Below are 9,212 nucleotides of genomic sequence, written 5' to 3' on the forward strand. Positions count from 1 at the left end.
CGTGTCCCTCTCCGCGGCAGCCGGAGAGCTGGACTTCATCTTCGACCAGGTCCGCGTCAAGGCCACCGGCGGATCCGCCACGTTCACCACCCGACTGTACACTTCTGGCGAGTTCCGCATCGAGTATGGAGCAATGCCCGAGACGACCGTCCTGGTGGGTTACACGGCCGGCGTGTTCGCCACCGGCGGGCAGGAAGCGGCGACCGATTTCACCGCCTACGCCGGCGGCACGGTGCCCAGCGGCCGCTCGCTGGCTATGTACCAGCTGGTCTCGGCCGACGCCCTGAGTGACACCGCCCTCACCTTCGCCCGACCCGCCGCGGATCCGTTCCCGGTCCGGAACCGGCTCATCTACCCGTGGCTCGCCCACAACGAATACTTCACGCTGGGCCTGGCGGTGGTGAGCAACTCACCCGACGCCTGCCGCCTGCGAATCACGGCCGTCGGCATGGACGGCCGGCCGCTGCCGGTGGTGCCGCCTTCCGAGAATCCCCGTTACGTCACGCTGGAGCCGTACGCCCAGTATGTCTCCCTGATCGGCCCGATGTTCGCCTTCGACGGCGGCACCGCCGACGGCTGGGTGCTGGTGGAGACTGACAACCCCGACCCGTACGGAATCCAGGGGTTCTTCCTCGCGCAGAGCTTCTTCGGGGGCATCCTCGATTCCATGGACGGTGCCGTGGCCTCGTCAGAGACGGGGACCACGCTCCTGTTCTCCAGGTACACCGGCGAGGTGAACGAGTTTACCGAGGTGACCGTCGTCAATCCCAATCCCGCCGATGCCGGCATCGCCCTATACATCTACTATGAGGACGGCACCGAGGAAACGGCGGACGCGCTCATCGACCCCAACGGCGCGGCAGTGTTCACCCTCACGGGATCCGGCAGCGCCTACGTCCTCGTGGATGCTACGGAGCCTGTCACGGGTTTCGCCATGAATTTCAACACCGCCGGTTCGCTGGCGGGGCAGCCGGCACGGTTCCTGTGGGAATCGCGGGGCGAGCAGGTCTCTCCGTTCTTCGTCTGGTCGCAGACCGACTACGCCTCCCGGCTGGACCTGGTCAATCCCAACGACGATGCCGCCACAGCCACCGTGGCGCTGTTCGACTCAGCCGGACAACCGGTGGGCAATGCCGTTCAGGTCCAGATGGGCGGATGGTTCAACACGCGACTGGACATCACGCCCGACGTCTTCGGTTTCAACAAGGCGGCCAGCGCTGACGGATGGGTCCGCGTGACCGCCGACCGCCCCCTGCTCGGGACCATGACGTTCGGCGATCCGGATTTCCAGTTTTCCCAAGCCAGTCTCCCCCTGCTCGGCCAGCCCACCCATTATACTATCCATTCCCACCTGGCCCAGGGGATGGCGGGCGGTGTCAATTATCTGACCGGATTGGCGATTCTCAGCCTGGACGGTGCCAATGACGTCACGGTGGATGTCTACAGCCCGACGGGCAGTCTGGACTACGGCATCGAAACGACCTTGGATGCAGGCGAACGGGGTCTCGGGCTGCTCAGCGAGTGGATGCCCCAGGGGCCGTGGCCGCGCACCAGCGGCTATCTGGCCGGCACCGCCGACCGCGGCATGTTCGCGTACGAGATCTTCAATACGGTCAACGAGGAGTTCTTCGCCGCCGTCCCCGCCCAGAAATTCTTCCCGGTCCAGGAAGAGGCCGACGACGCCGACAACGGCTGGCCCGACTACGCCGAGCCGATCGATGATTATCCCCTCGAGGTGCGCGGCCAGCTGAGTCCCGCCGATTCCGGCTACTTCCTCGTCGACCTCGGCGACGGGTTTATCGACGAGATCGAAGATCTGTTCGTGTTCACCGCTCCCCACGACGGCTGGTATCTGTTCGCCTTGTACCCAGACCACCGATACTGCGACGTGGATCTCTACGTATTCGATTCAGAGTGGGTGATCGTGGGCGATTCCGCCTACGGCGTGCCCGGGGTGGAATACGTGGAAATCGAACTCCAGGCCGGCGTCTACGCGGTGGGCGTCAGCCTGTTCGATCTGGGCTGGTTCACCTCGGGCGGGTATCACCTGGTTGTGGAGCCGGACGCGATCCCCTGACGGCCGACACCGGCCGCGCCGGGGGCCGGTGACGACGCCGACTCGGACAACCAGCCAGGTGGCGGATCACCGCTGGAGTGTTTCGAGGATTTCCAGAAAGCGCGCATGGAAGTCCCGACCGGTGGCAGCCATGGCCGCGGAGATCCCTTCCCAACCGGGGTTGGCGTTGACTTCCAGGACCCGCGGACCGTCGGCCCCTTCGATGATATCCACACCGGCCAGATCCAGCTCCAGCGCAGCGGCGGCGCCCCGGGCCAACTCCACGACACCGGCGGATGGCTCCACCGCCGTGATGGTCGCGCCCAGCGAATAATTGGTCCGGAAATCCTCCCCCACGGCCTCGCGCCGCATGGCGCCAACCACCTGCCCGAGCAGGACCACCACCCGCATATCCCAGGCCGGGCCCGCCGCGGGGGCGATGTATTCCTGAACCAGGAGGATTTCGTGCCGGTCCTTGGCCCAGCGCGACCGGAACACCGCCTCGAGCTCATCCACCCCCTGCACCAACGCCACGTCGCGTCCCTGGGAACCCATGTTGGGCTTGACGACACATGGCCCGCCGCCGAGCAGCCGGAAGGCCTCGGCCAAGCCGTCCTGCGTGCGCGCTACCAAGGTGGCAGGGATCGGCAGACCGGCGGTGTCCAGGAGCTGCAGCGCGGTGATCTTGCTTCGGGCCGCCTGGATGGCGGCGATGGGATTCAGAAAATCCACCCCCTCCGCTTCAAGCAGCTCCAGGATATAGCAGTCGCCGCGGGTCAGGGTGCGCAGGTTCAGTCGCGGGATGACCAACTCAGCCTCCAACAGTTCCCGTGCGCCCGGTCCCCAGAGCAAACGGCCGACGCGGCCGCCCACCCCGAGCCCCAGTTCCCCGTGCCGCACCAGGGTGCACGCGTGTCCCCGCGCATCGGCCCGTTGGCTGAATGCCACCATACACGGGAGAAATGCCTCCTCGCTCAAGGTCGTGCTCAGAATGGCCAGTCGCATGACGCCTCCTCAACGGTCACTTTCTGGGCGGATCCGGCGGCAGTTTCAACGGAAACTCGAAATAGACCATCTCCTCACGGGTGTCGGCGTTGTAAATTTCGGCGAGATACAGGTTGGCCCCATCGAAGACGCCCAAACCGGTTCCCAGCTTGAAGAACACCAGCCCGTGGGCCGTCTCGCCCGGTGCAATTGTGGGCGTGCCCAGTGCCTTATCCTTCATGGCCTGAATCAATTTCGCCTTCTTTCCCTGACCGGCCATCCGGATGATGTCCACGGGAGGGATGCCGGTGCTGGGCGGAGCCCCCACCTGGCCGTCCGGCTGGAGCAGCGCCATGGCGACACCTTCCCATGGCAGCGCCCGGATCATCCGGCCCTCCCGGTCCACCACTGCGATACCGGCCGCCGCGATGACCACCGGGTGGTCGGCGCCGTTGTGGACCGCCACCAGCACCGGGACAATGCCGAGCTGAACAAGCTCCTTGGAATCGAACAGCTCGCGGATCCGTTTCTCGCCCGCGTAAGGGATGGCGCCAATCGTCACCCCCTGCGACTCCAGCCAGGCTGGGCACGCCTGCGGCGCCGGCGCCGGAAATGGTTGCTTCTCCTCGGCCGGCACGGCGACCGCCAATGCGGCGATGACCGCCCAGCCGATCAGGTAACGCAGATACATGGTGCCTCCCACACGTGGCTCAGTGCCCGGTCTTGCCGGGTGACACTTCGCCCGCCTCTTTCTCGCGGCGCAGCAATCCGGCCGATACCGAATACTCGGGGATCATCTGGAACGCCTCGCTGAGAGTCACCCCGAGGTGAGCCTCCGCGCCCAGCAGGTCGAACAGGATGCGCTGGTCCTGCAGGGCCGGCCAGACCGGATAGCCGGGGCTGTACCGCACCACGCCCGCCCGCGGGAGGTCGAGTTCGGCCAGTATGGCGACCGTGGCCACCTCCGCCAGCTCGTCGGCCAGCTCGGCGGCGATCGTGGACAGGATGTAGCCCTGCAGATAATCGCCGCCGTCGAAGCTCTGGCGCACGGTCTCGCTGACCGTTCCGCCGAGTGACACCACGAGCAGCGGCAATACCGGTCTGCCGCCGGACCGGATCAGGCGCGCCCAGCAGGCCGGCGCCAGGCTCAGGGGCAGCCGGCGTCCGCCGTGGACAATCATCAATCTGCCGTCGCCGGCCTGTGCCAGCTCGAAGAAGCCGAGAGCGGCCATGGGCGCAACCATTGAGGAATGGCCGAGCTCCCGCAACAGCTTTTCACCCGTCCGCAGGAGATTCTCATAGAATCCCTTCTCCATCCGGGCTCCGGCCATGAGTTTGCGGCCGCACTGTTTTTCAAAATCGAAATCGCGGATCATCCGCGCGACGTCCACGCAAAAGACGCGCACGGCGGGGTCGAGTCGCGGCATAACCGGAACCGGCGCGACTTCAGCAGGCGGCGGCGCCGCCTGCGTTGCTATGGTTGCAGTTGACCGGCATTCTTCCACGAATCGTCTCTGGCGGTCGCGGCGCCGCGTCGGATCGGTCAGTTCCTCGGCCAGACGCAGCCCATGAAAGGCATCCCGGCCGTAGAACACACCGCCGGCATACACCTCACCGTCCAGCCGGCCCAACTCCCGGGCGTACGCATCGCTCACCGCGGCGCCACCCACCAGCACCGGCACATCCAGGCCGTCCCGGTGGAGCAGCTCCACCACCCGCCGCATCTCCCGCGACGTGGAGACCAGCAGGGCGGACAGCCCCACCATGTCGGCCAACCCCTCCCGGACAGCGGTGAGAATGCGCTCAGCGGCCACGTCGGTGCCCAGGTCGGCCACGTCGAACCCGTTGTGCGCCATGAGCATGCGCACGAGGTTCTTGCCGATATCGTGCACGTCACCCTTCACCGTGGCCAGGACGATCCGCCCACGCCCCGCCGCGTCCTGAAAGGGGAAATGCCGCTTCAGGTGTTTCAGTCCTTCCTGAGTGATGGCCGCCGATTCCAGCACATACGGCAGCGGCAAGCCCCGCGATTCCATCAGCCGGCCCACTTCCGCCATGGCCGGCAGGAAGACCGTCTCGATGAGCGTCTGAGGCGCCGTCTGGCGCGCGGCCTCCTCCAGCCGCGGCAGGAAGTCGTGCCGGTCCCGCCGGACGATCTGGCGGCGCAGCCGTTCCGGCAGGGTCAGCGCGTCCCCGTTGGCATCCGGAACCTTCTCGGTGAGGAGCGGCTCGTGGCCGATTTCCAGGACCCGTTGCAAGGCGTCCGGCCGCCGGTTCAACAGCAGGTCCTCGGCCAGATCCCAGCGGTCGGCGGGAATCTCGGTGCGGTGCATCAGCTCCATTGGATTGAAGATGGCGAAGTCAAGGCCGAGCGCGCCCGCATGGTGCAGCAACACGTTGTTCAGCACCGGCCGAAACGCCGCCGGCAAGCCGTACGACACGTTGCTGACGCCCATCACGGTGAAGCAGCCGGGCAGCTCCGCCTTGAAGAGCCGTAGGGTCTCCAGAGCCTGCCGCCCGTTGTCGCGGTCCTCGGGCTGGCCGGTCCCCAGCGTCAGGATCAGCGGATCGAGGATCAGGTCCTGGTGGGACAGCCCCGCCGCCTCCGCCAGCTCGCACAGCCGCCGGGCGTTCTGCAGCCGTTCCTCCGGCTGACGGGGCAACCCTTCACCCGCCATGGGCAGGCAGACCACCATCATGCCGTGGCGGCGGGCCAGGGCCAGGATCTCGCGGCACTTCTCGATGTCTTCGAGATTGCACGAATTGAGCACCCCACGCCCCTGCATCCGTCGGCACGCCTCACGCATGGCGTCGAGGTCGGTGCTGTCCACCATCAGCGGCCGGGGGGCATTGAGACTCACCTGCGGGATCACCTGCCGGATCAGCTCCATCTGCCGCTGGACGTCGCGGGTGGCCAGGTTCAGGTCCAGCACCCGCGCGCCGCGCTCCACCTGCATCCGGGCCAGTTGCACGACCGTTTCCATGTCGTTGGCGTCCACGGCGTTCCGGAACTTCCGGCTGCCGTGGTAGTTGAGCCGCTCGCCCACCAGGATGGGGCGCGGCGTGGTGGCCAGCACCATCGCCTCGAACAGGCCGGTAAGCGCCGGCACCCGCTCCCGCGGTGGTTCCGGCATCAGCGGCGCGGCGGTCATCTCCGCGCGGAGGGCACGGATGCAGTCGGGGTCCGTACCGCAGCAGCCGCCCAGCGAGCGGAATCCCAGCCCGCGGAACGCGGCGGTTTTACGGGCAAACTCCTCCGCCGGCAGATCGAACACCGGTCGTCCACCGACGTTGCGAGGCAGCCCCCGGTTGGGCATCGCCAGCAACGGCGCCGCCACCTGCCGGTGCAGCTCGCCGGCCAGACGGTACATCTCGTCCGGTCCCATGGAACAGTTCAGTCCGATCATGTCCACGCCGAGATGGTCGGCCACCAGGGCGGCGGCCGCCAGTTGCGTCCCCAGGAGCAGGTTGCCCAACGCGTCGGTGGAAAAGCTGACCACGAGCAGGGCGTCACGGCCGGCCTGCGCCATGGCGTCACGGCTGGCCAGGATGCCGGCCCGCGTTTCCATCATGTCGTTGCAGGTCTCCAGCAACAGCAGGTCCACACCGCCCGCCAGCAGCGCCGCCGCCTGAACGTGGAAATTCCGGTAGAAATCCTGAAAGTCGGTCCGCCGCTCGATGGAGAGCAGCCCCGTCGGCCCCATGGATCCCGCCACCAGCGCGCCCGGGAAGGCTGCCGCGACTTCGCCCGCCAGCTTCGCCGCTGCCAGATTGACAGCCCGCGCCTGAGACTCCAGGTTGTGCAGGCCGAGCTTATGCGGGGTGCCGCCGAAGGTGCACGTGGTGACGACATCGGCGCCGGCCGCCAGGTAATCGCGGTGGATCTCCCGGATCGCCTCGGGTGCCTCCAGCACCAGCCGCTCCGGGCAGTCAAAGGCGGGCAGCCGCCCGCGGCGGGCGTCGAGCAGGGTGCCCATGGCCCCGTCGAAGAGAAGCCCTTCGGCCCGCAGGGTGGTGAGCAGCTCGGTGCGTGGTCGCCTCATTGCCGGACCTCCGCGACCAAATCACCGAGGACCTGATACCGGCCCAACGGGATGGAAAACTGGACGCCGCGCACTTCCGCGACGGCCATCAGTCGGCGTACGATATCTGCAGTCATGGCCAGGCCGGCCTTCTGCTGGTCGGCCGGATCCGGATACCGGCCCAGTTCCTCCAGAATCCGCCGCGGTACATGTATCCCCGGGATTTCCGAGCTGATGAACTCCGCGTTGCGCAACGAAACCAGCGGCCAGACGCCGGCCAGCACCGGCAGTCCGAATTCGGCCGCGTGCGCCATGAACGCCAGGAACGGCTCCACGTCAAACACCGGCTGGGTGATGATGAAATCGGCGCCGGCCAGAACCTTCCAGCGCAGGCGCGCCAACTCCCGATCCAGCGGGTCGGCGAACGGGTTGGCTCCAACGCCGATGAAAAAGTCGGTAGCTTCATCCAGGGCGTTGCCGCCCACGTCCCGGCCCTCGTTGAGGCTGTGCACCAGATTGACCAGGCCGATCGCGTCCAGGTCGAAGACGCCGGTGGCCCGCGGCAGGTCGCCCACCACCGGCGGGTCGCCGGTGATCAGCAGCAGGTTGCGGATGCCCAGCGCCCAGGCGCCCAGCAGATCGGCCTGGATGCCCAGGATATTCCGGTCGCGGCAGGCGTAATGCAGGATCGCCTCGACGCCCACCTGCTGCTGGATCAACACCGACAGGGCCAGCGGCGACATCCGGGCCGTGGCGCGGGGACCGTCGGGGATGTTGATGGCGTCGACGCCCATCTCCTGAAGCGCCCGGGCGCGTCCCTGAGCTTTCCCGCTCCCCGCCCCCTTGCCCGGTACCAGTTCGGCCAGACTGACCCGCCGGCCGGCGGCCAGCTGCTGAGACAGGCGCGACGGCGCCCGGCCCTCCGCCTTCTGCGGCGCTGCGGGCGGTTCGGCCGCGGTCCCGACGGAACCGGCGTCGCCGCGGTTCCGCACCACCTGTGTCCACTTGCGTCGGGCGCGCTCGGCCCGCACGCTCTCGCACAGAGCCCGGATATGGTCGGGCGTGGTGCCGCAGCAGCCGCCCAGAAGGGTCACGCCCAGGTCGAGAAAGCGCGGCGCCGCGCGCCGGAAATCGTCGGGCGTCGAGACATAGAAGGTCCGGCCGTCGAGCTGCCGGGGCCGCCCCGCGTTGGGCATCACCAGGAAGGGACGATCCACCAGGGTGCGGGCACGCTCCACCAGGTTGAGCATGGCGTACGGTCCGACGATGCAGTTCAGGCCCACGCCATCCACCTGGTCCAGCGGCAGCTCGGCGAGACAGCGCTCCAGCGGCGTCTGGTACCGGGTCAGGCCGTTGTCGCCCACGGCGAACGACACCAGCAGGGGCAGATCAGTGAGGTGCCGGACGGCCCGCACCGCCGCCGCCGCCTCCGCCGGCTGGCTCATGGTTTCCAGTATCAGCAGATCGACGCCCGCCTCAACCAAACAGCGGACCTGTCGCTGATAGAACGCTTCCACTTCGTCGACGCCCAGTTTGCCCAGGGGCTCGATGAGCGCGCCCAGCGGCCCCAGAGAACCGGCCACGTAACCCTGGCGCCCGGCGGCCTCGCGGGCCAGGCGGACGCCCGCGGCGTTGATCTCCTCGAGACGGTCATCCAGGCCGAAGCGCTGCAGCCGGACGGCGCCGGCGCCGAACGTGTTCGTCATGAGCATTTCGGCCCCGGCGGCCATGTACTCCCGATGCACGCCCAGCACGAGGGCCGGCTGGCTCAGGTTGAGGGCCTCGATGCAGGAGTCCATGGGCACGCCCTGCTGAAAGAGATAGGTGCCCATCGCACCGTCCATGAAGGCGAGGTGCTCCTTCTGGAGGAAGCGGAGGAAGTTGTCAGCGGGCATCGGCGTACTCCTTGCGAACAGCTCCGGCGCCGGGGCGCGGCTCAGGCGGTCGGGTCACCGTCCGCCGCCTTCCGGTGGGGATTCAGAAATTTGTGGTACAGCAGCAACCCGGCGACCGTGGCGGCGCCGATCCCGGCGAAAATGAGCCATAGCAGCCGCGGCTGGTTCATACGGTCGACAAACCGGACATAGAGGTTGGCGCCCAGCACGCCGGCGATGCTGGACCCGATCACACCGTACAGCGATAGGTAGCCC

The 9,212-nt window shown here is 67.6% G+C and carries 6 protein-coding genes; 1 reads left to right on the forward strand and 5 read right to left on the reverse strand.

Going from position 1 to position 9,212, the window contains the following annotated elements; translation table 11 throughout:
• A partial coding sequence (locus tag GX414_04840) for a hypothetical protein (protein NLI46414.1) occupies positions 1 to 2,077 on the forward strand: 2,077 nt, incomplete at its 5' end.
• 66 nt (positions 2,078 to 2,143) lie between these two features.
• Here the strand turns inward: GX414_04840 and GX414_04845 are convergent.
• From GX414_04845 to GX414_04865, 5 genes are all read right to left on the reverse strand, one after another.
• On the reverse strand, positions 2,144 to 3,061 hold the full coding sequence (locus tag GX414_04845) for a RimK family alpha-L-glutamate ligase (protein NLI46415.1): 918 nt from the start codon (positions 3,059 to 3,061) through the stop codon (positions 2,144 to 2,146).
• 16 nt (positions 3,062 to 3,077) lie between these two features.
• Positions 3,078 to 3,731, reverse strand: a complete 654-nt coding sequence (locus GX414_04850) for a hypothetical protein (protein NLI46416.1) — start codon at positions 3,729 to 3,731, stop codon at positions 3,078 to 3,080.
• A gap of 19 nt (positions 3,732 to 3,750) precedes the next feature.
• Positions 3,751 to 7,083, reverse strand: coding sequence for a dihydropteroate synthase (locus tag GX414_04855; GenBank protein ID NLI46417.1), 3,333 nt, complete (start codon positions 7,081 to 7,083; stop codon positions 3,751 to 3,753).
• Positions 7,080 to 8,957 carry a bifunctional homocysteine S-methyltransferase/methylenetetrahydrofolate reductase gene (locus GX414_04860; GenBank protein ID NLI46418.1) on the reverse strand — a complete coding sequence of 626 codons (1,878 nt, stop codon included), beginning with the start codon at positions 8,955 to 8,957 and terminating at the stop codon, positions 7,080 to 7,082. The genes GX414_04855 and GX414_04860 overlap by 4 nt, the downstream gene beginning before the upstream one ends.
• Before the next feature lie 41 nt (positions 8,958 to 8,998).
• A partial coding sequence (locus tag GX414_04865; protein NLI46419.1) for a hypothetical protein occupies positions 8,999 to 9,212 on the reverse strand: 214 nt, incomplete at its 5' end.

Source organism: Acidobacteriota bacterium (assembly GCA_012517875.1).
Taxonomy (GTDB): Bacteria; Acidobacteriota; JAAYUB01; order JAAYUB01; family JAAYUB01; genus JAAYUB01.

Excerpts from the sequence above, each read along its gene's own strand:
- GX414_04850 (NLI46416.1), bottom strand. The coding sequence starts at position 3,731 with ATGTATCTGCGTTACCTGATCGGCTGGGCGGTCATCGCCGCATTGGCG.
- GX414_04860 (NLI46418.1), bottom strand. The coding sequence starts at position 8,957 with ATGCCCGCTGACAACTTCCTCCGCTTCCTCCAGAAGGAGCACCTCGCC.
- GX414_04845 (NLI46415.1), bottom strand. The coding sequence starts at position 3,061 with ATGCGACTGGCCATTCTGAGCACGACCTTGAGCGAGGAGGCATTTCTC.
- GX414_04855 (NLI46417.1), bottom strand. The coding sequence starts at position 7,083 with ATGAGGCGACCACGCACCGAGCTGCTCACCACCCTGCGGGCCGAAGGG.